19 protein-coding genes are annotated in these 24776 nt (G+C 61.5%); 9 read left to right on the plus strand and 10 right to left on the minus strand.

The features are described from left to right. Positions 1 to 33 precede the first annotated feature (33 nt). Both PF1751_RS03325 and PF1751_RS03330 read right to left on the minus strand, forming a co-directional pair. Positions 34 to 1734: an acid phosphatase gene (locus PF1751_RS03325; protein ID WP_010213389.1), complete on the minus strand. Its 1701-nt coding sequence runs from the start codon at positions 1732 to 1734 to the stop codon at positions 34 to 36. 261 nt (positions 1735 to 1995) lie between these two features. Further along, the gene (locus PF1751_RS03330; protein ID WP_010213387.1) at positions 1996 to 3414 is read right to left on the minus strand and encodes a short-chain fatty acid transporter; all 1419 of its coding nucleotides are present in this window, start codon (positions 3412 to 3414) and stop codon (positions 1996 to 1998) included. 185 nt (positions 3415 to 3599) lie between these two features. On the opposite strand from PF1751_RS03330, the gene PF1751_RS03335 reads away from it, so the two are divergent. Continuing rightward, a complete protein-coding gene (locus tag PF1751_RS03335) occupies positions 3600 to 4889 on the plus strand; it encodes an MFS transporter (protein ID WP_010213385.1) in 1290 nt (429 codons plus the stop codon). A 3-nt stretch (positions 4890 to 4892) separates the two neighbouring features. On the opposite strand, the gene PF1751_RS03340 is transcribed toward PF1751_RS03335, so the two are convergent. Next, positions 4893 to 6263, minus strand: a complete 1371-nt coding sequence (locus PF1751_RS03340; RefSeq protein ID WP_044286594.1) for a GntT/GntP/DsdX family permease — start codon at positions 6261 to 6263, stop codon at positions 4893 to 4895. Positions 6264 to 6505: 242 nt separating this feature from the next. On the opposite strand from PF1751_RS03340, the gene PF1751_RS03345 reads away from it, so the two are divergent. Genes PF1751_RS03345 through PF1751_RS03355 form a run of 3 tightly spaced genes read left to right on the plus strand, consistent with a single transcriptional unit; the run spans position 6506 to position 12007 of the window. After that, positions 6506 to 7726: a TolC family protein gene (locus PF1751_RS03345; protein WP_044286595.1), complete on the plus strand. Its 1221-nt coding sequence runs from the start codon at positions 6506 to 6508 to the stop codon at positions 7724 to 7726. 18 nt (positions 7727 to 7744) lie between these two features. Beyond that, a complete protein-coding gene (locus PF1751_RS03350; RefSeq protein WP_044286596.1) occupies positions 7745 to 8851 on the plus strand; it encodes an efflux RND transporter periplasmic adaptor subunit in 1107 nt (368 codons plus the stop codon). 18 nt (positions 8852 to 8869) lie between these two features. Beyond that, entirely contained in the window at positions 8870 to 12007 is a 3138-nt protein-coding gene (locus PF1751_RS03355) for a CusA/CzcA family heavy metal efflux RND transporter (RefSeq protein WP_044286597.1), read from the plus strand. Here PF1751_RS03355 and PF1751_RS03360 read toward each other — a convergent pair. From PF1751_RS03360 to PF1751_RS03370, 3 genes are all read right to left on the minus strand, one after another. After that, complete coding sequence (locus tag PF1751_RS03360) at positions 11931 to 13367, minus strand: heavy metal sensor histidine kinase (protein WP_044286598.1); 1437 nt, start codon at positions 13365 to 13367, stop codon at positions 11931 to 11933. The two genes, PF1751_RS03355 and PF1751_RS03360, sit on opposite strands and share 77 nt — an antisense overlap. Beyond that, positions 13364 to 14038 carry a heavy metal response regulator transcription factor gene (locus PF1751_RS03365; protein WP_010213373.1) on the minus strand — a complete coding sequence of 225 codons (675 nt, stop codon included), beginning with the start codon at positions 14036 to 14038 and terminating at the stop codon, positions 13364 to 13366. Before PF1751_RS03365 ends, PF1751_RS03360 begins: the two co-directional genes overlap by 4 nt. Before the next feature lie 344 nt (positions 14039 to 14382). Then, on the minus strand, positions 14383 to 15702 hold the full coding sequence (locus PF1751_RS03370; RefSeq protein ID WP_042571028.1) for an OprD family porin: 1320 nt from the start codon (positions 15700 to 15702) through the stop codon (positions 14383 to 14385). Between the two features lie 225 nt (positions 15703 to 15927). On the opposite strand from PF1751_RS03370, the gene PF1751_RS03375 reads away from it, so the two are divergent. The 3 genes from PF1751_RS03375 (at position 15928) to PF1751_RS03385 (ending at position 18325) form a co-directional block, all read left to right on the plus strand. Continuing rightward, entirely contained in the window at positions 15928 to 16260 is a 333-nt protein-coding gene (locus PF1751_RS03375; protein ID WP_044286599.1) for a DUF2790 domain-containing protein, read from the plus strand. A gap of 106 nt (positions 16261 to 16366) precedes the next feature. Continuing rightward, positions 16367 to 17683, plus strand: a complete 1317-nt coding sequence (locus PF1751_RS03380) for a methyl-accepting chemotaxis protein (protein WP_042571030.1) — start codon at positions 16367 to 16369, stop codon at positions 17681 to 17683. A gap of 54 nt (positions 17684 to 17737) precedes the next feature. Next, positions 17738 to 18325, plus strand: a complete 588-nt coding sequence (locus PF1751_RS03385; protein ID WP_044286600.1) for a flavin reductase family protein — start codon at positions 17738 to 17740, stop codon at positions 18323 to 18325. Between the two features lie 174 nt (positions 18326 to 18499). Here PF1751_RS03385 and PF1751_RS03390 read toward each other — a convergent pair whose 3' ends face one another. After that, positions 18500 to 19321, minus strand: a complete 822-nt coding sequence (locus tag PF1751_RS03390; protein ID WP_010213364.1) for an AraC family transcriptional regulator — start codon at positions 19319 to 19321, stop codon at positions 18500 to 18502. A gap of 141 nt (positions 19322 to 19462) precedes the next feature. On the opposite strand from PF1751_RS03390, the gene PF1751_RS03395 reads away from it, so the two are divergent. Both PF1751_RS03395 and ddlA read left to right on the plus strand, forming a co-directional pair. Continuing rightward, the gene (locus PF1751_RS03395; RefSeq protein ID WP_021491953.1) at positions 19463 to 20101 is read left to right on the plus strand and encodes a LysE family transporter; all 639 of its coding nucleotides are present in this window, start codon (positions 19463 to 19465) and stop codon (positions 20099 to 20101) included. 44 nt (positions 20102 to 20145) lie between these two features. Continuing rightward, positions 20146 to 21240, plus strand: coding sequence for a D-alanine--D-alanine ligase (ddlA, locus tag PF1751_RS03400; protein ID WP_044286601.1), 1095 nt, complete (start codon positions 20146 to 20148; stop codon positions 21238 to 21240). Here ddlA and pgeF read toward each other — a convergent pair. The 3 genes from pgeF to PF1751_RS03415 are packed head-to-tail and all read right to left on the minus strand — an operon-like array spanning position 21230 to position 24626. Beyond that, positions 21230 to 21955 carry a peptidoglycan editing factor PgeF gene (gene pgeF, locus PF1751_RS03405; RefSeq protein ID WP_010213360.1) on the minus strand — a complete coding sequence of 242 codons (726 nt, stop codon included), beginning with the start codon at positions 21953 to 21955 and terminating at the stop codon, positions 21230 to 21232. The two genes, ddlA and pgeF, sit on opposite strands and share 11 nt — an antisense overlap. A 25-nt stretch (positions 21956 to 21980) precedes the next feature. After that, positions 21981 to 23810 carry a gamma-glutamyltransferase gene (gene ggt, locus PF1751_RS03410; RefSeq protein WP_044286602.1) on the minus strand — a complete coding sequence of 610 codons (1830 nt, stop codon included), beginning with the start codon at positions 23808 to 23810 and terminating at the stop codon, positions 21981 to 21983. Between the two features lie 36 nt (positions 23811 to 23846). Beyond that, positions 23847 to 24626 (minus strand): PhzF family phenazine biosynthesis protein, encoded by a 780-nt coding sequence (locus tag PF1751_RS03415; protein WP_010213357.1) that lies wholly within the window; start codon positions 24624 to 24626, stop codon positions 23847 to 23849. Positions 24627 to 24776: the final 150 nt, after the last annotated feature.

Raw genomic sequence — 24776 nt, forward strand, 5'->3', positions numbered from 1 at the left:
ATCACCGTGCATGTCGCTATTGGATAAGAAAACCTACAGGTTGAACTGCAAGGCGTTGCTCAAATCACCCATGGGCTTCTGGCCACGGGCGGTCATCGCGTCGTCGCGCAGCTTGAGGCCGTCCAGTTTCTCCAATTGGAACACCCGGGTGATCAACCGCAGGATCGACGCCGTGTCGTAAACCGTATGGTCCACCGTGCCCTTGCGCGCGAATGGCGAGACCACAATCGCGGGAATCCGTGTGCCAGGGCCCCAACGGTCGCCTTTTGGCGGTGCGACGTGGTCCCACCAGCCGCCGTTTTCATCCACCGTGATAATCACCACCATGTTTTTCCACTGCGGGCTTTCCTGCAGCATTTTCAGGGCGCGGGTGATATGGCGATCGCCCGAAGCCACGTCGGCATAACCGGCGTGCATGTTGAGGTTGCCCTGGGGTTTGTAGAACGTCACCGCCGGCAGTGTTCCGGCCAGGGCATCCGCCATGAAGCGGTTGGTGCTCGGCTCATCGCCCAGGCCGCCATCGCGCAGGCGTTTGTTGCGCTCAGCGCGGTTTTCCGGGCCTTGCTGCTTGAAGTAATTGAACGGCTGGTGGTGGTACTGAAAGCTCGGGATCTTTGGAATGGCCAGCGAATCCTTGTGCTCGTCGATCGTGGCCTGCCAGGCACCGCCGTACCAGGCCCAATCGACGTTCTTCTTCGACAGCTTATCGCCAATGTGTTCGTGGGACTGCGGCACCAGCACGCTGGGCAGATCGGGCTTGGCGTAGTCCGGGCGCTCGGGATCGCGGATCCAGGTCGGCCAGTAGGGAGGTGCCATGGTGTTGACCGCATAGCCGTCCGGCGTCAGTGCGCTGGGGCCGAATTGCGGGGGGCCGGTCATGGCGCTGGCCGGGGATTGGTCCAGCGGCTTGAGGCGCGTGCCGGTCGGGTCGTCGCCCTGCAGCGTGGCGATCTGGGATTTGGCCACGGAATTGGCGGCGTCCGGGTAAAACGGCACCTGAGCGCTGATCAAGTACTGGTGATTGAGGTACGAGCCGCCAAAGGCACCTTGAAAGAAGTTGTCGCAAAGCACGAACTCTTTGGCGACGTCCCACAAGCGCAATGAGTAGCGCGTTTGCGGGTAGTGACCAAACGTCAGCGCACCCGAGTCGGCCCAGGCGACAAAACTGTCGTTCTTGCCACCATTGATCTGCATCTGGTTCTGGTAAAACACGTGCCACAGGTCGCGAGTGACCAGGCTCAATGGCAGGTCTTCGCCGTTCGGACCTTTCAGTGCGTAAGGTGCGTTGGGCAAGTGCTCCTGATATTGGGTGGCGCTGGGGTAAACCACCCCGTCAATCGTCTGTGGCCCAAGCTGAGTCACGCCGCCCCAGACTTGCGGCAGCGTGTCCAGCAGGCTGCCGTCGCGGTCGCGTTGCTGGTAGTCGGCGGGTTTGAGTGCGGACAGCGGGCTTTCCACACCAGGGAAATCGGCAAACAGGTTGTTGAAACTGCGGTTCTCGCCGTAGATCACCACCACATTCTTCACGTTGTCGTGCAGGGCCTTGTCCAGTTCGGCAGGCGTCAGATCACGTTGGGTGACTGGGCCTGGCTGATCTGCCGGGCTGCCGCAGGCGCTCAGGGTCGCCCCGGCGCCAAGCACGGCAACGCCGCCTAAAAAGCGTCGACGGCTGGAGTCGGGGAGGGTGTCGGAGGGCTTTTTTACGGAATTCTGGTCTTCTGTTTCGTTGGTCATCCGAGGCTTCTCGCGGCTGTTTTTAGTTTATTTGTTGCTGGATGTTTCGGTGAAGAGGCGGCAAATATGGCAAAACTTGAACGGTTCAGTCTATAAGGCGAGGCCTTAGGGCATAAAAGTTCTGAGGGTGACTCATGGGTTTTGTAGCGTGGCCGCGCTGCACTGCAATCCTGTGCACCTTGATCGGTGGCGTGCCGATCAAGGTGACGGAAGCGTGCCGGGCCTGGGGTGAAGCTTAGGCAGGAGATGTGACAGAAGCGTTTACGGCATCACGGGCGGCAGGTACTTGAGTGTCGTCCCCAGCGCCCACAGCAGGAACAGCACCAACGGCGTGTGCACCAGCAACTGCACAAACGAGAAGCCAATCAAATCCCGCGCCTTCAACCCCAATACGCCCAGCAACGGCAGCATGTAGAACGGGTTGATCAGGTTCGGCAGCGCCTCGGCCGCGTTGTAAATCTGCACCGCCCAGCCCAGGTGATACTGCAGGTCATTGGCCACTTGCATCACGTAAGGCGCTTCGATGATCCACTTGCCGCCGCCCGACGGGATAAAGAAGCCGAGCACCGCCGAGTACACGCCCATCAACAATGCATAGGTGTCGTGGGAGGCGATGGAGGTGAAGAACAGCGAGATATGGTGCGCCAGGGTCTGGCCGTCACCGCCCTTGACCACGGTCATCAGCGCGGCAATCGAACCGTACAGTGGGAACTGGATCAGCACGCCGGTGGTGGTGGGCACCGCACGGGCCACTGCATCGAGGAAGCTGCGCGGGCGCCAGTGCAGCAGGGCGCCAACCATGATGAACAGGAAGTTGTAGGTGTTCAGCCCCGAGATCGCGCTGATCGCCGGCTTGGTTGAAAACTCATGGAACAACCAACCGGCCGCCAGCAATGCCAGCAGGACGGTCAGCAACGGGCTGTGTTCCAGCCATTCGCCGGGGCGGGTCGGCGCCTGCAGCTTGGGCATGTTGAACGCCGGGTCGACACCGCAGGCCTTGGCATCACGTGCGCTGTTCGGGCCGGGGGCGGTGGCGTAGGCAATGATCAGCGAGACCACGATCAATGCCAGCAACAGCACGCCGGATTGCCATAGGAAAATGGTGTCGTTGAACGGGATCACGCCGGTGATCGACAGGATCGACGGCGGCAGGCTGGCCGGGTTGGCCTGCAACTGCGCGGCGGACGATGACAGCCCCAGCGCCCATACGGCACCAAGCCCCAGGTAAGCGGCTGCACCGGCTGCGCGGTAATCCATGCGCAAATCTGTACGACGTGCCAGCGCCCGCACCAGCAAACCACCGAATACCAGGGACAGGCCCCAGTTCAGCAAGGAGGCGACCATCGAGATCAACGCTACCCAAGCCACGGCCGAGCGACCGTTCTTGGGGATACGCGCCAGACGGTCGATCAGTTTCACCGCTGGCGGAGAACTCGCGACCACATAACCGCCGATCACCACAAAGGCCATCTGCATGGTGAATGGAATCAGGCTCCAGAACCCGTCGCCGAACGCTTTGGCGGCTTCGGTCGGCGCGGCGCCCATGCCCAGTGTCGCCACGGCGACGATGATCACGGCGAGTGCCGCAAACACCCAGGAGTCTGGAAACCAGCGTTCGGCGAAGTTGGAGCAGCGCAGGGCAAATCGGGCATAGCGGCTTTCTTCGATAGCGTCGGCCACGAGTCTTTCCTCTTATAGTTATTAGGGTGAAGGCTATTTCCCGGCATGTTCCGCTACGGCCATTGATATGGGAATGCAGTTATCTTCATCGATCCATGAGGAAAACAAATATATCTGTCGCGATTGCCATCACTGGGTTCAGCTCATAACCTGCACGCCATTTTGTTTGTCTGCCGAGTCTTCACATGACTGCCACCTTTCCTGCACAGGCGCAGCGTTTTTCCCGCTCCGACTACAAAACCCTGGGCCTGGCCGCCCTGGGCGGTGCCCTGGAAATCTACGACTTCATCATCTTCGTTTTTTTCGCGTTGACCTTGAGCCAGCTGTTCTTTCCGCCGGAAATGCCTGAGTGGCTGCGCCTGCTGCAAAGTTTCGGCATTTTCGTCACCGGTTACTTGGCGCGCCCGCTGGGCGGCATCCTGATGGCGCACTTTGCCGATCATCTGGGGCGCAAGCGCGTGTTCAGCCTGAGCATCCTGATGATGGCGCTGCCGTGCCTGCTGATCGGGATCATGCCGACCTACGCGCAAATCGGTTATTTCGCACCGCTGATCCTGCTGGCGTTGCGCGTGCTGCAAGGCGCCGCGGTGGGCGGTGAAGTGCCCAGTGCCTGGACCTTCGTCGCCGAACACGCGCCGACCCACCATCGCGGTTACGCATTGGGTTTTCTGCAAGCCGGCCTGACCTTCGGTTACCTGCTCGGCGCACTGACGGCGACCCTGCTGGCGCAAGTCTTCACCCCGGTCGAAATCCTTGACTACGCCTGGCGCTTTCCCTTCCTGCTCGGCGGCGTGTTCGGTGTGATCGGCGTGTGGCTGCGTCGCTGGCTCAGCGAAACCCCCGTGTTCCTCGAAATGCAGGCCCGCCGCCAGGCCGCCGCCGAACTCCCTCTGCGCACCGTGCTGCGTGACCATCGCGCCGTGTTGCTACCGGCGATGATCCTCACCTGCGTGCTCACCTCTGCCGTTGTGGTGCTGGTGGTCATCACCCCGACCATGATGCAGAAAACGTTCGGCATGAGCCCCAGCCACACATTCGCCTTGAGCGCCCTGGGTATCGTGTTCCTGAATATCGGCTGTGTGCTGGCCGGCTTGCTGGTCGACCGCATCGGCGCCTGGCGCGCGGTGCTCGTCTACAGCCTGTTGCTGCCAGTGGGTATTGCGGTGCTGTACGCCAGCCTGATCAGCGGCGGTATCTGGCTGGGTGCGGCGTACGCCGTAGCGGGCTTGAGTTGCGGAGTAGTAGGCGCGGTGCCATCGGTGATGGTCGGCCTGTTTCCAGCGCAGGTGCGGGTGTCGGGAATTTCCTTTACCTACAACATTGCCTACGCGCTGTGGGCGAGTACCACGCCGTTGTTGCTGATTGCGCTGATGCCGACCAGCCCGTGGATTTGCGTGGGGTACTGCGTGGTGATGGGGGCGGTGGGCGTGGTAAGTGTGGCGCTGTTCGGTAAGCGCCACACCCTGGCTGCCTAAGGCTCAGGTCAGGAAGTGCCAGAGCAGCAGCGTACCGACCAGGCCCACCACGGACACAATAGTCTGCAACACCGACCACACCCAGATCGTCTGCTTCAACTGCAGGCCAAAGTACTCACGCACCATCCAGAACCCGGCGTCGTTGACGTGGCAAAAGAACACTGAGCCGGCGCCAATCGCCAGCGCGACCAACGAACTCTGGGTCGCTGCGAGCCCGGCCATCATCGGCGCGAGGATGCCTGCGGTGGTCGTGGTCGCGACGGTGGCCGAGCCGGTTGCCTGGCGCAACGCCACGGCGATCAACCAGGCCAGCAGCAGGTAAGGCATGTGCGCGCCTTCGGCGACCTTGCTGATGGTCTGGCTCACGCCGGCATCCAGCAGCGTTTGCTTGAGACCACCGCCAGCGCCGATGGTCAGCAGCAATACGGCGATGGGCGCGAGGGCCTTGCGCAGTGTGTTGCCGACTTCCGCGCGTGGCATGCCGGCAGCCCAGCCGAGGCAGATCACAGCGGCGATCACGGCCAGGCCGAGGGCGATCAGCGGTTCGCCGAGGAATTTCAGGGTCAGGCCGATGGCGCTTTCAGCCGGCAGCGCGACTTTGGCCAAGGTGCTGCCCAGCATCAGGATCACCGGCAGCAGAATGATCAGCAATGACACGGTAAAGCTTGGCTGGCGCGGTGCCTTGGGTGGTGCGCTGAACAGCGCGCCGATGTCGGCCGGCTCGTCTACGTGGAGACGTTTGGACAGCCAGTTGCCATAGATCGGGCCAGCCAGGATCACCGCCGGCACTGCCAGGCAGAAGCCCAGCAACATGGTCAACCCCAGGTCGGCATGCAACGCGCTCACTGCGATCAGCGGCCCCGGATGCGGTGGCATCAGGGCATGCAGGGTGGTCATGCCCGCCAGCGCCGGGATCGCGATTTTCAGCAGCGGCTGGTTCGAGCGTTTAGCCATCACCAAGATGATCGGCACCATCATCACCAAGCCCACTTCGAAGAACAGCGGGAGGCCGATCACCATGGCCACCAGCGCCATCACCCAGGGCAATGCCTTGCCCTTGCCCAACCCGAGCAAGGTGGTGGCGATACGGTCGGCAGCACCCGACTCCGCCATCAGTGCGCCGAGCATCGAGCCCAGGGCGATGATGATCCCGGCTTCACCGAGGATCGCCCCGGCGCCTTTGCTGAACGCCTTGGCCACTGCTTCGGGCGGCAGCCCGGCGCCGACCCCGGCGATAAAAGTACCGATCAGGATCGACAGGAACGGCGGCAATTTGGTCGCACTGATCAGCACGATGATGCTGGCGATGGCCAGCAGTACACAGAACATAAGGCGGGTGTCGTGAACCATCCACACGGCAGTCGATAACTCCAAAACAGGGCTCCTCATCGAACAGGTCGGGAAAATTGTTTCTTTTTGTTTCCTGCTCGAAAAGCATACCTGATACGACGTTGGCCAAGTGCTTATGTGCCGTTTTGGTGCGATCAGCGGTAAGAGGCGGTGATGCCCGCCGCAGAGCCATTGCTGTCGGATTTGTAATCTTTGCTCCACCGCCTTGATAAGTCGCGACGGCTACATTGCCCCCGCTTGTACTTCATGGGCGTGGAACTCTTGTTATGGCAATTTCCGTTAAAAAACTTCTCGGAGCGGGTGTGTTGTGGGTGGTTGCCAGCGCCGCCCAGGCACAAACCCTGACCCTCGATTCAGCCCTGCAAACCGCTTTCGCCAACAACCCCGATTTGGCGGCCGCGCAATGGGAAATCGACATCGCCCAGGGCGGGCGTCAGCAGGCCGGTTTGATCCCCAACCCGGTGGCTTCCTGGGATGTGGAAGACACCCGCCGCGACTCCCGCACCACCAGCATCAAGATCAGCCAGGCCCTGGAACTGGGCGGCAAACGGGGGGCGCGTATCGACGTCGCGTCCCGTGTGCAGGACGCCGCCGCATTGACGTTGGAGCAGCGGCGCAACAGCCTGCGCGCCGAAGTCATCGACAACTACTATGGTGCGCTGCGCGCACAGGAGCGCCTCGACCTGGCGCAGCGTTCCATGACGGTGGCCGAACGCGGGCTGGTTGTCGCCAACGGTCGGGTGACAGCAGGCAAAGCCTCGCCGGTGGAGGCCACGCGGGCCCAAGTGCAGTTGTCGGAGATTCGCCTGGAACGTGACCGCGCGCAGATGGGCCTCACCGATGCCTATCGTCGCCTGGCCGCCAGCACTGGCAGCGCGGCGCCGAACTTCCAGGCCGTCGCCACACGAAACCCTTCCACACTGGCCGTGCCGTCAGCCACCCAGTTGCTGGCACGCCTTGAGCAAACCGCCGAGTTGCGCCTGGCCGAACTGAGCATCCTGCAATACGAAGCCAGCATCGGCTTGGAAAAAGCCCAGCGTATTCCCGACCTCGATGTGTCCATCGGCAGCCAATACGATGCCAGCGTGCGTGAACGGGTGAACCTGGTCGGTGTGTCGATGCCGATCCCGTTGTTCAACCGCAACCAGGGCAATGTACTCGCCGCGACGCGTCGCGCCGACCAGGCTCGCGACCTGCGCAACGCCACCGAACTGCGCCTGCGTACCGAAACCCGCCAGGCCGTCGACCTGTGGCAGTCCGCGAATACCGAGGTGCGCGTATTCAATCAGCAGATCCTGCCCGCCGCCCAAAGCGCGGTGGACAGCGCCACCCGTGGTTTCGAAATGGGCAAGTTCAGCTTCCTCGACGTGCTGGACGCCCAGCGCACCCTGATCGCGGCGCGCACCCAATACCTCACTGCCACCGCCCAGGCCACCGACGCCTGGGTGCGTATCGAGCGGATTTACGGCGATCTCGCCCGTTTTTGATTCTCTTTGGAGTCCACTATGAAGAACCGACACGGCGTCGCACTCGCCGTCGCCCTGGGCCTGATGCTGTCCGGCCTCACCAGGGCCGACGAAGAAGAGGGCGCACTCGAACTCACCGAACAGCAGATCCAGGCGGCCGGCATTCAACTGGCGATGGCTGAACCGCGTTCAATCGGCACGCTGCTGACGTTACCGGGGGAAGTGCGCCTGGATGAAGACCGTACCTCTCACATCGTCCCGCGTGCGGCGGGCGTGGTGGAGTCGGTGAAGGTCAACCTCGGTCAGTCGGTGAAGAAGGGTGAGTTGTTGGCGGTGATCGCCAGCCAGCAGGTGTCCGACCAGCGCAGCGAGTTGGCGGCCAGCGAACGACGCGTCGAACTGGCACGCACCACCTTCCAGCGCGAACGCCAATTGTGGCAAGACAAAATCTCCGCCGAGCAGGATTACCTGTTGGCGCGCCAGACGCTGCAAGAAGCCGAAATCGCCCTGAACAATGCCCGCCAGAAGATGACCGCGCTCAGTGGCAGTGCGGGGCTGGTTGGCGGCAATCGTTACGAACTGCGCGCGCCCTTTGCTGGCGTGGTCGTGGAAAAACACCTGGGCGTTGGCGAAGTCGTGGGTGAAACCAGTAACGCCTTCACCCTCTCGGACCTGTCCCACGTGTGGGTCACGTTCGGTGTATTTCCCAAGGACTTGAACAAGGTCCGGGTCGGCAAACCGGTCAACGTCAGCTCTACCGAAATGGGCACCGAAGTGCAGGGCACTGTGGCGTTTGTCGGCAACCTGCTCGGTGAACAAACCCGCACTGCCACCGTGCGCGTCAGTGTCGCCAACCCTGACGATGCGTGGCGCCCGGGCTTGTTCGTCAACGTGCAACTCGTCACAGATTCTTACGAGGCAAAGGTCACCGTCCCACAAACCGCAATCCAGACCGTCGAGGAAAAGCCCTCGGTCTTCGTACGCACGCCCGAGGGTTTCATCACCCGCCACCTGGAACTGGGGACGAGTGAAAACGGCTACGTTGAAGTGCGCCAGGGCCTTGAGGCCGGGGCACAGGTGGCTACTGTCGGCAGCTTCATCCTCAAGTCCGAACTGGGCAAAGGCTCGGCCGAACACGCCCATTGATCCCGCGAGTGATTCCCCATGTTTGAGCGCCTTATCCAATTTGCCATCGAGCAGCGCATCATCGTGCTGCTGGCGGTGCTGTTGATGGCCGGTGTCGGCATCGCCAGCTATCAGAAATTGCCCATCGACGCCGTGCCCGACATCACCAACGTGCAGGTGCAGATCAACTCGGCGGCGGCCGGGTTTTCGCCGCTGGAAACCGAACAGCGCATCACCTTTCCCATCGAAACCGCCATGGCCGGTTTGCCGGGTTTGCAGCAGACCCGTTCGCTGTCACGTTCCGGGTTGTCCCAGGTCACGGTGATCTTCAAGGACGGCACCGACCTGTTCTTCGCTCGCCAGTTGGTCAATGAGCGCTTGCAAGTCGCTCGTGAGCAATTGCCCTTGGGGATCGAAACGGCGATGGGGCCAATTTCCACCGGGCTTGGGGAAATTTTCCTATGGACCGTTGAGGCCAAGGAGGGCGCGCGCAAGGACGACGGCACGCCTTACACGCCGACTGACCTGCGCGTCATCCAGGACTGGATCATCAAGCCGCAACTGCGCAACGTGCCGGGCGTGGCCGAGATCAACACCATTGGCGGCTTCGCCAAGGAGTACCAGATTGCGCCCGACCCCAAGCGTCTGGCCGCCTACAACCTGACCTTGAATGACCTGGTCACCGCGCTGGAGCGCAACAACGCCAACGTCGGCGCCGGGTACATCGAGCGTAGCGGCGAGCAACTGCTGATCCGCGCGCCGGGGCAATTGGCGTCTATCGAGGACATCGCCAATATCGTCATTACCAGTTCGGATGGCACGCCGATTCGCGTGCGCAATGTCGCCCAGGTCGAGATCGGCCGTGAACTGCGTACCGGTGCCGCCACGGAAAATGGCCGCGAAGTGGTGCTGGGCACCGTGTTCATGTTGATCGGCGAAAACAGCCGGAGCGTGTCCCAGGCCGTGGCGAAAAAGCTTGAAGCGATCAACCGTTCGCTGCCCGAGGGGGTGGTCGCCGTCACCGTCTACGACCGCACCAACCTGGTCGAAAAAGCCATTAGCACCGTGAAGAAAAACCTCTTCGAAGGCGCTCTTTTAGTGGTGGCAGTGTTGTTCCTGTTTTTGGGCAATATCCGCGCCGCGCTGATCACCGCGATGGTGATTCCCCTCGCGATGCTGTTCACCTTTACCGGCATGTTTACCAACAAAGTCAGCGCCAATTTGATGAGCCTTGGCGCGCTGGATTTCGGCATCATCGTCGACGGCGCGGTGGTGATTGTCGAGAACGCCATCCGCCGGCTGGCCCACGCACAGCACCGCCATGGCCGACTGCTGACTCGCAGCGAGCGCCTGCACGAAGTGTTTGCCGCCGCCAAGGAAGCACGACGGGCGCTGATCTTCGGGCAACTGATCATCATGGTGGTGTACCTGCCGATCTTCGCCCTCACCGGGGTGGCCGGGAAGATGTTCCACCCTATGGCGTTTACCGTGGTGATTGCCCTGTTGGGCGCGATGATTCTATCGGTGACCTTCGTGCCGGCGGCGATTGCGCTGTTCGTCACCGGCAAGGTCAAGGAAGAAGAAAACCTTGTCATGCGCAGCGCGCGTCGGGTCTATGCACCGGTGCTGGACTGGGTGATGGCGCGTCGTCCGTGGGTGTTCGGCTTGGCCGTGTTGACCATCGTCGCCTCGGGCGTTGTTGCCAGCCGCATGGGCAGCGAATTTACCCCCAGCCTCAGCGAAGGCGATTTCGCCCAGCAGGCCTTGCGCGTGCCCGGCACCAGCCTGACGCAATCGGTGCAGATGCAACAGCAGCTGGAAAAAACCTTGATGGCCCAGGTGCCGGAAATCGAGCGGGTATTTGCGCGCACCGGAACAGCGGAAATTGCCTCCGACCCGATGCCACCGAACATTTCCGACAGCTACGTGATGCTCAAGCCCAAGGACCAATGGCCGGACCCGCGAAAGTCCCGCGAAACCCTGATCGCCGACATCCAGCGCGCCAGTGCGATTGTGCCGGGCAGCGCGTACGAGTTATCGCAGCCGATCCAGCTGCGTTTCAACGAGTTGATCTCCGGTGTGCGCAGCGATGTGGCGGTGAAGGTGTTTGGCGATGACATGGACGTGCTGAACAAGACCGCCGGGGAAATTGCCGAGACCCTGCAAAAGCTCGGTGGCGCCTCGGAAGTCAAGGTTGAACAGACCTCCGGCCTGCCGGTGCTGACCATCAATATCGACCGCGACAAAGCCGCGCGTTTTGGCCTGAATGTGGGCGATGTGCAGGACACCCTTGCCGTCGCTGTCGGGGGGCGCCAGGCGGGCACGCTCTACGAAGGTGACCGGCGTTTCGACATGGTCGTGCGCTTGTCTGACGCGCTGCGCACCGATATCGACGGGTTGTCGCGGTTGTTGATTCCGGTACCGGGTAATGCGTCTGGACAGTTGGGTTTCATTGCGTTGTCCCAGGTAGCGAGCCTGGACCTGGTGCTTGGCCCGAACCAGATCAGTCGTGAGAACGGCAAGCGTTTGGTGATCGTCAGTGCCAACGTGCGCGGACGCGATATCGGCTCGTTCGTGGAAGAGGCTGAGGCGGCGATTCTCGCTCAGGTCAAGGTGCCGGCGGGCTACTGGACCACCTGGGGCGGCCAATTCGAACAGTTGAAGGAAGCATCCGAGCGGTTGCGCATCGTGGTGCCGGTGGCGTTGCTGCTGGTGTTTGGTTTGCTGTTCATGATGTTCAACAACCTCAAGGACGGCCTGCTGGTATTCACCGGGATTCCGTTCGCCTTGACCGGTGGGATCATGGCGCTGTGGCTGCGGGATATTCCGCTGTCGATTTCGGCAGGAGTGGGCTTTATTGCCTTGTCCGGCGTGGCGGTGTTGAACGGCCTGGTGATGATTGCGTTCATCCGTAACCTGCGCGAGGAAGGGCGCTCATTGTCGATGGCGATCAACGAAGGCGCGTTGACCCGGTTGCGCCCGGTGTTGATGACGGCATTGGTGGCTTCCCTCGGGTTTATCCCCATGGCGCTGGCCACCGGCACCGGCGCCGAAGTGCAGCGGCCGTTGGCGACGGTGGTGATCGGCGGGATTATTTCTTCTACGTTGCTAACCTTGCTGGTGCTGCCGGCGCTGTATCAGTGGGCGCATCGCAAGGACGAGGAAACACCAGGCTGAACCGCGTGAAACGGCCCGGCTGGCTGCTGACGTCGGCGTGCCCCTGATGCAGGTGCATGATCGACTGCACAATCGCCAGCCCAAGGCCGGTGCCGCCTTCAGCACGGGCGCGGCTGTTGTCGGCGCGGTAGAAACGCTCGAACAGATGCGGCAGGTGATGGGCTTCGATGCCGCGCCCCGGGTTGCCCACCGACAGCGACACGCTCTGCTCATAGCTTTCCACCAGCAGCAAGACGCTGGCGTCGCGAGGGGTGTGGCGAATGGCGTTGGACAGCAGATTGGAAATGGCGCGCTGAATCATCAGGCGATCTCCCGTTACCCAGGCGTCGCCGCGCAGGGTCAGGCTGACGTTTTTGTCCTCGGCGCTGAGGGCGAACAACTCCATCACCCGCTGCGCTTCCTGCTCCAGCGACACCGGTGCAAACCCGGCCCGCGCCGCCGGGTGGCTGACCTGGGCCAGGAACAGCATGTCGGACACCATGCGCGACAGGCGTTCCATTTCCTCGGTGCAGGACTCCAGGCTGGCCTTGTATTCGTCTGAGGGCCGCTCGCGGGATAAAGTCACCTGGGCCTTGCCCATCAGGTTGGTCAAGGGAGCGCGCAGTTCATGGGCCAGGTCGTCGGAGAACTGCGTCAGTTGCTGCACCCCGGCGTCCAGGCGGTGCAGCATGAAGTTGATGCCCTGGGCCAGTTCGCCCAGCTCTTTGGGCAGGTTGTCCAGGGACAGCCGGTGGGTCAAGTCCTGGGTGCTGACTTTGGCCGCCACGCGGCTGAACTGCTGCAGCGGTGCAAGCCCGCGTTGCACCAGCCACCAGGCGCCCATGCCGATCAGGATCAGCAGCATCGGCAGGGCGATCACCGTGGAACGCAGGTAGGCACTGAGCAACGCTTCATCATCAGAGCGGTCCAGGGATAGCAGCACGCGTACGTACTCGCCGCCTTGCAACGGCATCAGGCGCGTCGCACTGAGGATACGATTGCCCTGGCCGTCGACCCAGTTCAAATAAGCCAGGTTTTTACCGGTGGGCACGTCGAGCAACAGCGGTTGCTGGGGCTTGGCGCCGACGCTCAGCAGTAGCGGCGCATCGGAGCGTGCGCCGATGATGGTCAGGTAGATATTGTCGTGGCCCATCACCAGGTCCAGCAGTGAGTGCGGGCGGTTAGTGATGCGGTGTTCATCGAGGCCCTGGCCGAGGGTATGGGCCAGTTGCTCCATTTTGTTTTCCAGGCCCTTGCGTGCCAGCTTGTCCAGTTCGTGGGTCAGGGCCAGGTACGCCAGGCTCGCCAGCAGCACAACCAACCCGGCGCCCATCAGGCTGACCGTCAGCCCCAGGCGCATCGACAGGCTACTGGTCTTCATGGGCGCGCCTCCAGCACGTAACCCACGCCGCGAATCGTGTGGATCAGCTTCACCTCACTCTGATCATCGACCTTGGCGCGCAGGCGGCTGATGGAGACTTCCACCACATTGGTGTCGCAGTCGAAGTTCATGTCCCACACCAGCGAGATGATCTGCGTGCGGGTCATCACCTCGCCGGCCTGGCGCATCAGCACGTGCAGCAAGGCAAATTCTTTGGTCGTCAGGTCGATCCGACGGTTGCCGCGATAGGCGCGATGCCGGCGTGGGTCCAGTTCCAGGTCCGAGACGCGCAGCACATCCGGCAGCGGGATGTGCTCGCTGCGTCGCAACAACGTGCGCACACGGGCCAGCAGCTCGGGGAACTCGAAGGGCTTGACCAGATAATCATCGGCGCCCATGTCCAGGCCCTTGATCTTGTCGGCCAGCCGCCCACGCGCGGTGAGCATCATCACGCGCTGGTTACCGTCGCGGCGCAGTTGCTCCAGCACTTCCCAGCCGTCGGTGTTAGGCAAGTTGACATCCAGGATCACCAATTCGTAGCTGTGTTGCCTGGCAAGGTGCAGGCCATCAATGCCGCTGGCGGCGCAATCGACGACATAACCGCTTTCGGTCAGGCCTTGCTGCAGGTAGTCGGCGGTTTTCTGTTCGTCCTCAACCACAAGGATACGCATGGGGAATTACCTTCAAAGAAAACGACAGGGGCATGGCCCCATAGCGAGGCTGAATTGAGCGTAGGAAAATTCTGAACCGTGAAGTAGCTTTAGGGTCAAGCCGCCTCAGGCAAGTGCGACGATTCGTCACTCAAGTCTGCACTCAAAAAAAACGCCCCAACCGGGGCGTAAAAGTTCATCTCTGTTCCAAAGGAGCTACACAAAAGCCGCAGAGATGAGGTGTGTTCGATGTGCAGTGTAAAAAGTGCAACTTAACGAGAAGGTGAGGCCGATATTACAGTTCTGTCAGATTTCAACTTGTGAACAGATGTAGCGCATTAGAAAGTGAATGTAATTGGCCTGCCTCACAGCACCGCAATTGGATATTCGACAATCACCCGAACTTCTTCCAAGTCCGACTCAAATGCACTTGAGCGCACCGTCGCCTGGCGCAGTCGCAACGACAAATCTTTCAGACGGCCCGCCTGCACCACATAGCGGGCTTCGATATCCCGTTCCCAGCGGCGCTGATCGGTAAGCGGATTGCCGGCCCCATCACGGCGCATGTACACCGCGTTGGCGTTGCTGTAGTCAGCGCCGGAGCCTCTGCCGTAGCGGGTCATGAATGACAGGCCGGGAATGCCGAAGGCCTGCATGTCGAGGTCGTAGCGCACCATCCATGAGCGCTCCTTGGGCGAGTTGAAGTCGCTGTACTGGATCGAGTTGTTGAGGAAGATCGAGTCCGACTGGCGCAGGTAATCGAAGTCGTCATCGCCGTTGTTGCGCTGGTGCGAGACAGCCAGACTGTGGGCGCCGACTTTCACGCCGAGCCTGGCGCTCCAGATGTTGTTGTCGAATGCCCCCAGCCGCTTCTTACCTTCGTCCACCGCCTTGTAGTAGTTGAAGTCGCCGAACAGCGAGACCTCGTCATTGAGTGGATAACGGGCGGCGCTGCCGAAATAGTACTGGTCCCAGGCGTCTTTCAAGCGACTGCTGTAGAGGCTGAAGCTAAGGTTTTTGTTGACGGTGTAGTCACCGCCGAAATAGCCGATCCAGGGCGAGTCGACCGGGCCTGCGTAGAAGGTGGCAAACCCCTTGTCCATGCCGCTTTGCGCAGGCTGGCTCATGCCGGTCAAGCGTCCGCCCTGCAAGCTCAGGCCTTCCAGGCTGGTGTTTTGCGCGGTGACGCCACGAAAGCTTTCGGGCAAGACGCGCGAATCGCCGTAGGCCACGACCGGGGTCAGCGGGAATACATCGCCGGCTTTGATCACGGTGTCCAGCACACGCAATTTCGCGGCACCCCCGACTTTGCTGTAGTTGTCTTCCGGGTGGTTGCTGCTGTCCACCGGCAACACGCCGAACGAACCTTTGCCACCGCTGCGACCGGTGCCCGAGTCGAGTTTCACGCCGACCATGGCAAATGCGTCCAGACCGAACCCCACGGTGCCTTGGGTAAAGCCGGATTCGAATCGTCCAATCAGTCCCTGCGCCCAGGCTTCTGAATAGCCGTTGCCGGTGGGGCTGGACTGGCCCTTGCGATCATCGCGATTGAAGTAAAAATTACGTGCCAGCACGTTAACGGTGCTGCCTTCGATAAACCCCTCGGGTGGGTCTTGCGCGGCCACAGCCGTGAAGGGCAAGGCGGCGCACAGTGAGAGGTGAAGGCTGTAGTGACGGATACGCATGGTTCGCTCCTGGTGACTGGCAGTGTTCAGCTTCTTATGGGAGTGGGCGTTCTTATTGATCTGGCCCGGGCTGATAGTTGCAAACCCTGGATAACGAAGACGTGGCGTGAACATTACAATTATGGAAACTCACCGTTATCTAACAAATAAGTAATGTTCTGGTGAAGATTGCGTCAGGGTCAGTTGGTTAGTCTCGACACTGAACTTTCAATCGAGGAACTAAGCATGAACGTTTATTCAATCGGCCTGGGTGTGTTAACGGCAGTCTTGTCTTTTGGTGCCTTGGCTGAAGGCGGGGGCGATCGTACGTTCGCGCTGATGATGGAGCGTAATGAAAAGGCCATGGCCGACTACGCCGCCAAAAAGGGCAAGCCGGCACCCGAAGTCCAGGCCTATCGCTATGGCATGAAGCTGGACATTGCCGAGGTGGTCAACGTCACGGCACCGATCCGCTCGTGCAACACGGTGCCGTCGCGCATGACCTACGAAGACTCCAGCGGCAAGCTCAATACCCTTGAGTATCAAGTGATGGGCGTGTGCCGAAACAATGGCAGCTGATGGGGCTAAAAATATACTCGGGAATGGGGCTAAAGCCCTCTTCAGAAAACACCGGGAGCGCCGATGCAGGTCAGATCCATCTCCCCCATTAGATCATCGGTGCCCCATGTTCAACACCCGTTTGAAGCAGGAGCTGGCGGCTCTTCGCGAAGAGTTGTCCAGCTTGAATCAGGTCAAGGAGAGCCTGGAAAGTGAAATGCTGTGCCTGACGCTGGACGCCGAAGGCCGGGTGGAGTGGGCCAATGCCAACTTCCTGCAGGAACTGGTCTACCAGAGTGGCCAACTGCTTGGGCGTCCGATCGAAGACTTGGTGCCGGCCCACGTGCGCAAAGACGAGTTCCAGCTGCGCTTCAAGAACGCACTGGTGCGCGGCGAACATTTCGCCGGCACCGTGCGCTTGGTGCGCGGCAATGGCCAGGAAGTGTGGCTGCGCTCGATTGTGCAGCCAGTGCGCAGTTCCGATGGGCGCATCAAGCATTTCTCGATTTATTCCAGCGACCTCACTCGCACCATCGAGGCTTCCCGTGAGCATGAAAACCTGATCACCGCGTTGGTGCGTTCCACCGCGGTGATCGAGTTCGACCTTGGTGGCCACGTGCTGACGGCGAACGATCGCTTCCTCAGTGGCATGGGCTACAGCCTGGCGCAAATCCAGGGCAAACATCACCGCATGTTCTGCGAGCCGGAGGAATACAACAGCACCGAGTACCAGGACTTCTGGAAACGTCTGAACGCCGGTGAGTTCGTCGCGGCGCGCTTCAAACGCGTGGACAGCCATGGCCGTGTGGTCTGGCTGGAAGCCACCTACAACCCGGTGATGGATGCCACCGACCGGCTGTACAAAGTGGTCAAGTTCGCCACGGTGATCACCGATCAGGTCAACCAGGAACAGGCGGTTGCCGAGGCGGCAAACATGGCTTACAGCACTTCGTTGCAAACCGATAACAGCGCCCAACGCGGTACGACCGTCGTGACTCAGGCAGTGGATGTGATGCGCGACCTGGCCAAGCACATGCAACAGGCTGGCGAAGGCATTGAAGCGCTGAACGCCCAGTCCCAGGTGATCGGCACCATCGTCAATACCATCAGCGGCATTGCCGAGCAGACCAACCTGCTGGCGCTCAACGCCGCGATCGAAGCGGCGCGTGCAGGCGAGCAGGGGCGTGGTTTTGCGGTGGTCGCCGATGAGGTGCGGCAACTGGCCTCGCGTACCAGCAAGGCGACCGAGGAGATTGTGGGCGTGGTCCGTCAGAACCAGGACATGGCCCGCGATGCGGTCAGCCTGATGACCGACGGACGCCTGCAAGCCGAGCAAGGCCTGGCTCTGGCGGCCGAAGCGGGCACGGTGATCGTGGAGATCCAGGACGGCGCGCAAAAGGTGGTCAGTGCGGTCGGGCAGTTCGCCAACCAACTGTCGAGTTGAGCCCGGGGCTTCGGGTATCGTAGGCGCTTTCTGGCATAAAAGAGTCGACCGTCCATGAGCCCTACCCACCGTCGCCCCGTTCCGCTGTCCAAAGCCTACCGTTTGCTCAACCATGGCCCGACCGTGCTGGTGAGCGCCGCGCACAACGGCCAGCGCAATATCATGGCGGCTGCTTGGGCCATGCCGCTGGATTTCGAACCGCCTAAAGTCGCCGTGGTGCTGGACAAGGCCACTTGGACACGTCAATTGCTGGAAGGCGCCGGCACCTTTGTGCTCCAGGTGCCTTGCGCGGCCCAGGTGGATCTTGTGCAGACGGTCGGCAACACCACCGGCTCCGAGACTGACAAGTTTGCCGCTTACGGCTTGCAAACGTTCAAGGGAGAACACACCGAAGCACCGCTGCTGGAAGGTTGTGTGGCGTGGTTGGAATGCCGCCTGCTGCCCGAGCCTCACAACCAGCAGACTTACGATCTTTTCCTGGGTGAAGTCGTCGCGGCCTATGCCGACGACCGCGTATTCAGCGACGGCCGGTGGCACTTCGAAGGGCATGATGAACTGCGCACGTTGCACCATGTGGCAGGCGGGCATTTCTTGACCATCGGAGGTCAACTCCAGGCTTCGAGCTTGACGCCGCAGGCGTGAAACTCACCACTTCGGTGAGTACTGCCGGTACGGCGGATAGACCAGCGAGATCGTCCGACTGCGCCCGGCGACGGAGGGTGAGCGCATGAACCGCTTCGGCGTCCGGTACTGTTTCCTCGCACTGTTGCTCTGGCAGGCGCGCTGTTGGCGCTGCGCCCCAAGCGCCCGGCCGGGTCACCTGTCCTGGAAACGGTCTGACATTTTTACCCAGCGCGACGGTGGCATGCCGTAGGTGCTGCGAAACTGCCGGGTCATGTGGCTCTGGTCGGTAAAGCCGGCGGTCATCGCCGCGTCCACCAACGATTGGCCCTGGGCCAGCAGGCTGCGCACCAGATCCAACCGACGCATGGTCAGGTAGCGGTAGGGGCTGGTGCCGAACAGCAAGCGAAAATCCCGCGACAAGGCCCAGCGGTCGCGGCCGGCATGGTTGGCCATTTCATCCAGGGTGATGCTGCGGCCCAGGGCGCTGTGGATAAATTCCCGCGCGCGCTCGGCGGCCACATAGTCGAAGGTCTTGCGGCTGATGATGGCGCCCGACACGTTGCTGAGCGCGTGGGCCAGGTCGAACAGGGCGTCCTGTTCCTGCAACGGGTCGATGGGGTTTTCGAGGTTCTGCAGCAGCACTTCGCTGGCGCGGAACAGCCTCGGATCCGTGGATAAACCGTTAGGGATGAACGGCAACGGCTTGCCGCCGAGAATCTGCTGGATCAGCGACGGCTCGACATAAATCATCCGGTACTTGAACCCTTCGTCGCTGCCCGCATGACCGTCGTGGGTCTCATCGGGGTGCAGGACCATGGTGGTGCCGGGCAGGCTGTGGACCATGTCGCCGCGGTAGTGAAAACTCTGCACACCCATCAGCGTCCGCCCGATGGCGTAGGTGTCATGGCGATGCGGGTCGAAGGCGAAGCCGGCAAAATAGGCCTCGATACGGTCCAGGCCGCTGGCATGCGGGGCGCGGTGCAGCCAGTCGAGGATGGCGGTGGGTTTGCCCATGGTGGCGTGTCACAAAAAAGAGAGGGAAGTACGTTAACCCAGTCTGGCTCGGATTGTCTGCCGAGGTCTTGTACGATTGTGCAGGGTGTGGGCGAGGCCTATGATTGCTGTTCGTGCCTTGCACTGATGGAGCGGCCTCTCATGGATTTTTTCAACCCCGCCTACCTGGCGCCCCTGGTTTCGCTGGCCCTGCTGTGGACGGTGGCAGTGGTGACGCCCGGCCCCAACTTTTTCAACACGGCGCAATTGGCCGCCAGTTGTTCGCGCCGCCATGGCGTGGTGGCATCGGCCGGCGTGGCGACGGGTACCATCCTGTGGGGACTGGCCGGAGGCCTGGGGATCAAGTCCTTGTTTACCGCTGCGCCGATGCTGTACCTGGCGTTCAAGATCATGGGTGGCTGCTACTTGATCTACCTCGGGTTGAAGCTATTCAGGCGCTCGGCACCGGCCATGGGCCAGGGCATGCTGTCGGCTGAGGCACGGCGCTCGTTGTTTTCCGCATGGCGGCTGGGCCTGCTGGGCAACTTGTCCAACCCCAAGGCGGCGCTGTTTGTGGCCACCATCTTCGCGTCCACCATGCCGCCGTCTCCCTCGCCGATGCTGCTGACCCTGGCGGTAATCACCATGGCCACCTTGTCGTTCAGCTGGTATTCGTGTGTGGCCCTGGTGTTTTCCAGTCAGCGCATGGCCGACCTTTACAGCCGTTCACGCAAATGGCTCGACCGCTTTGCCGGGGGCTGCTACCTGTTGTTCGGTGCACATCTGGTAGCGAATCGCTGACCACACGTGGTAAGAAGCCTTACTTTCAACAGTGAGGCCGGGTCATGAGCAAGGTGCGGGTAGGTATTATTTTTGGTGGCCGGTCGGCCGAGCATGAAGTCTCGTTGCAGTCGGCGCGCAACATTGTTGATGCGCTGGATCGCTCCCGTTTCGAGCCGGTGCTGATCGGCATCGACAAGGCCGGCCACTGGCACCTCAACGACACATCGAATTTCCTGCTCAACCAGGAAAACCCGGCCCTGATCGCCCTCAACCAGTCCAACCGCGAGCTGGCGGTCGTGCCCGGCAAGGCCAACCAGCAACTGGTGGAAACTTCGGGCACGGGCCTGCTGGAGCATGTGGATGTGATCTTCCCCATTGTCCACGGCACCCTCGGCGAAGACGGTTGCCTGCAAGGCCTGTTGCGCATGGCGGACTTGCCTTTCGTCGGCTCCGACGTGCTCGGCTCGGCCGTGTGCATGGACAAGGACATCAGCAAGCGCTTGCTGCGCGATGCTGGCATTGCGGTCACCCCGTTCATCACCCTGACCCGTAGCAACGCGGCACGTACGTCGTTTGAGGCTGCGGTGAACAAGCTCGGCCTGCCGATGTTCGTCAAACCTGCGAACCAGGGTTCCTCGGTAGGCGTGAGTAAAGTCGGCGATGAAGCCGAGTACCACGCGGCCGTCGAACTGGCCCTGGGTTTTGATGAAAAGGTGTTGGTTGAATCCGCCGTAAAAGGCCGTGAAATCGAATGCGCCGTGCTCGGCAATGAAAACCCCATCGCCAGTGGTTGTGGGGAGATCGTGGTGAGCAGCGGTTTCTATTCCTACGACAGCAAGTACATTGACGACCAGGCTGCCCAGGTGGTGGTGCCGGCCGATATCAGCCAGGAAGCCAGCGAGCGCATTCGCGGGTTGGCCATCGAGGCGTTCGAGGTGCTGGGCTGTTCCGGTCTGGCACGGGTCGACGTGTTCCTCACCGACGACGGTGAAGTGCTGATCAACGAAATCAACTCACTGCCCGGCTTCACCCGCATCAGCATGTACCCCAAGTTGTGGCAGGCTGCGGGCATGAGCTACAGCGAGCTGGTGAGCCGGTTGATCGAGCTGGCATTGGAGCGGCATGCGGGGCGTAAGGGGTTGAAGATCAGTCGGTGAGACGAGCAATCCACGAATAGATCAACGTCTTCTGTTCCTCCGGGTTATGCGTCCTTCGGCGATAGCTGGCAAAGGTGGGAGAGGTGCAGTAAGTGCACACCTTACTCACCTCGATCTGCTCCCGCCGGATGCCGGCTGCTTGCAGCAACATCACCCCATAGCCACTCAAATCAAACCACGCACTGCCCGCTTGCCTGGCGTGGGGTGGTGCAATTTCAGGTGGCAGCAACGGCGCGGGCTGCGCGGCGCTCCACGGCGCTCGCCCGTTCAACCACAAGTGCCCCTGATCCGCCTGGAACTGTGTGATAAACCCCTCGCTCACCTCATAGCAGCATGGCTTGATCGACGGTCCGATCGCCACCCGCAACTGGTCGACGGCAATGCCTTCATCAGCAAAACGCTGCACGGCGTTAGCTACAATCCCGCCTTGCAAGCCTTTCCACCCGCCATGGACGGCCGCTACCTTCTCGCCGTTTGTGGCGGCGATGAGAATGGGCAGGCAATCGGCCGTGATCACCGCGATGGGGTGAGGCTCGCCGGTATATACCCCATCTGCCTCCACCGTATTGGGCACTGCGCCGGCTTGCCATTCAATCACTGAGGCGCTGTGCATTTGCTTGCAGATGAACACCGCTTCCGGGCGCAGCGGATCATCGATCGAACAAAAACCGTGGTCGATGCCGGGAATGGCGCCGAGGTTATCTGCTTGCTGCACGGGCGTTTCTCCGTTGAATGATTAATCAGTCGCCGACCGCTTCGCCTTCACGCCGAGGGTCGGCGCCGCCGCTCAGCGACACCTTGCCCTGGGCATCCCGGGTGAGGACGATGGCCTGGATGCCGCTGGTCATATCGATCTCGCTCAGCGCATGGCCTTTGTCCTTGAGGGCCTGTTTCAGCGCGGGGCTGAACAGGCCGCTTTCCAGTTCGGTCGCGCCATTGCGGCTGCCGAAGTTGGGCAGGCTGATGGCGGCTTGCGGATCGAGTTTCCAGTCGAGCATCGCCACCAGCGACTTGCTCACGTACTCGATGATTTGTGAGCCACCGGGGGAGCCGACCGTGGCCAGTAACTCGCCGCTCTTGCGGTCGAACACCAGGGTCGGCGCCATGGCCGAACGCGGGCGTTTACCCGGCTCGACACGGTTGGCCACGGGCTGGCCGTTTTCCTCGGGGATAAACGAAAAGTCGGTCATCTGGTTGTTGAGCAGGAAGCCCTGGACCATGACATGGGCGCCAAACGCCGCTTCCACCGTGGTGGTCATCGACACGGCGCCGCCGAGGTCATCCACCGCCACCACTTGCGACGTGGAAATGCGCAGCGGCGAGCGATCCGGTGCGTAGGCCACCTGGATGCCCGCCGGCACGCCCGGCTTGGCGATGCCCATGCTGCGCGCGCCGATCAGGGCGGCACGTTTTGCCAGGTAATCCGGTGCGACAAGGCCCGCCACCGGCACCGGGACGAAGTCCGCGTCGGCGACGTAGAGGCCACGATCGGCAAAGGCCAGGCGTCCGGCTTCGGCCAACAGGTGCACGGCTTCGGGGGTTGGCTCAAGGCCGGCGGGCGACGGGCTTTTCAGCGGTTGCATCGCTGCGATGGCCAGGGCAGGATCGCGGGCTTCCAGCGCCTGCAAGGTGCCGAGGATTTGTGCGATGGCGACGCCGCCCGAGGATGGCGGCGGCATGCCGCAGACTTTCCATTGTTTGTAATCGGTGTACAGCGGCGTGCGTTCCTTGGCGGTATAGCCCTTGAGGTCCGCCTGGGACAGGCTGCCGGCGTTGCGATGGCCCTGCACCTTGCGTGCGATCTCATCGGCAATCGGCCCTTGGTACAGCGCATCCGGCCCTTCCTTGGCGATGCGTTTGAACACATCGGCCAGCGCCGGGTTTTTCAACAGGGTACCGGTGGCTTTGGGTGTGCCATCGGCGTTCAGGAAGTACGCCGCCATGTCCGGCGATTGCGCGATATAGCGGTCGGCCGCGATCAGGCTGTGCAGGCGTGGAGAAATGGCAAAACCCTGTTCCGCCAACCGGATCGCCGGCTCGAACAGCTCGGCCCATTGCAGATGACCGGTCTTCTTGTGCGCCATTTCGAGCGCACGCAATACCCCAGGGGTGCCGACCGAGCGTCCGCCGATCTGCGCTTCCGGAAATGCCATCGGCTTGCCGTCAGCCCTCAGGAACAACTGCTGCGTCGCCCCGGCCGGAGCGGTTTCTCGGCCGTCATAGGCGTGCACCTTTTTCCCGTCCCAGAGCATGATGAACGCGCCACCGCCGATGCCGGAAGACTGCGGCTCCACCAGGGTCAACACCGCCTGCATCGCAATCGCCGCATCGATCGCCGAACCGCCCTTGCGCAGCATTTCGCGCCCGGCCTCGGCCGCCAGCGGGTTGGCGGCCGCTGCCATATGACGCTTGGCCTGTTGGGTGGTGAGGTCGGTGCGATAGCCTGAACCCAGCTCCGGTGCCGGTGGCGGTTCGTTGACAGAGGTGTTGCATGCAGCCAGGGCAAGGGCTGCGGCAATCACCGACAGTTGACGGCGGGAAATCGAAAACACGCGCTGAACTCCGTTCATTTTGAGAATGATCTGTTGTCCTTGGGGCACTGCTTTTTACAGGTAAATCGTGCCTTGCAGGTAGAGCACGGCATGGCCGGAAATGATCACGCGGTCACCCTTGAGTTCGCAGCGCAGCTGGCCGCGGCGCGTTCCGCCTTGCTCCGCTGTCATGCTCGACTTGCCCAAGCGTTCGGCCCAGAACGGCGCCAGTGACGTATGGGCCGAGCCGGTGACCGGGTCTTCATTCACGCCCACGTTGGGCCCGAACCAGCGGGAGATAAAATCGAACCGTGCGCTTTTGGCGGTCACTGCAATCCCGCGTTTCGGCAAACCCTTGAGGTGGGCAAAATCCGGTTTCAGTGCGGCGACTTGCGCTTCGTCTTCCAGCAACACGATGTAGTCATCGGTGCTGAACACTTCGGCCTGTTCAATGCCCAGCGCGCTCAACATTCCATCGGGTGGCTCACAAGGCTGGGGTTGCTTGGCCGGGAAGTCCATTGCCAACTCGTCACCGTTACGCGTGACCCGCAGTTCGCCACTGCGTGTCGCAAAGCGCAACACTTCAGGCGCATCCCCCAGCAGGTGAATCAACACCCAGGCCGCCGCAAGTGTGGCGTGGCCGCACAGGTCCACTTCGACCTCCGGGGTAAACCAGCGCAACTCGTAGAACTCGCCACGGGGTACGAAATAGGCGGTTTCGGAGAGGTTGTTTTCCGCTGCGATGTTTTGCAGTTGCTCATCGCTGAGCCACTCGGTCAGCGGGCACACCGCAGCCGGGTTGCCGCCAAAGACCGATTGACTGAAAGCGTCGACTTGAAAGATATCCAGTTTCATCGAAAGCACTCCGTGTAGGGATGGAGCCGGACACTAACAGTGGGTCAAGCGAGCGTCAAAATACAGTTGAGTGGTTTTTTCGTGCGCATGCAGTCGCCGTTGTGGAAAGGCCCGTGGTGGAACCAAACAGGGCGGATGCCCACTAGACAG

It is taken from the genome of Pseudomonas simiae, from assembly GCF_000934565.1.
In the GTDB taxonomy this organism is placed as follows: Bacteria; Pseudomonadota; Gammaproteobacteria; order Pseudomonadales; family Pseudomonadaceae; genus Aquipseudomonas; species Aquipseudomonas simiae.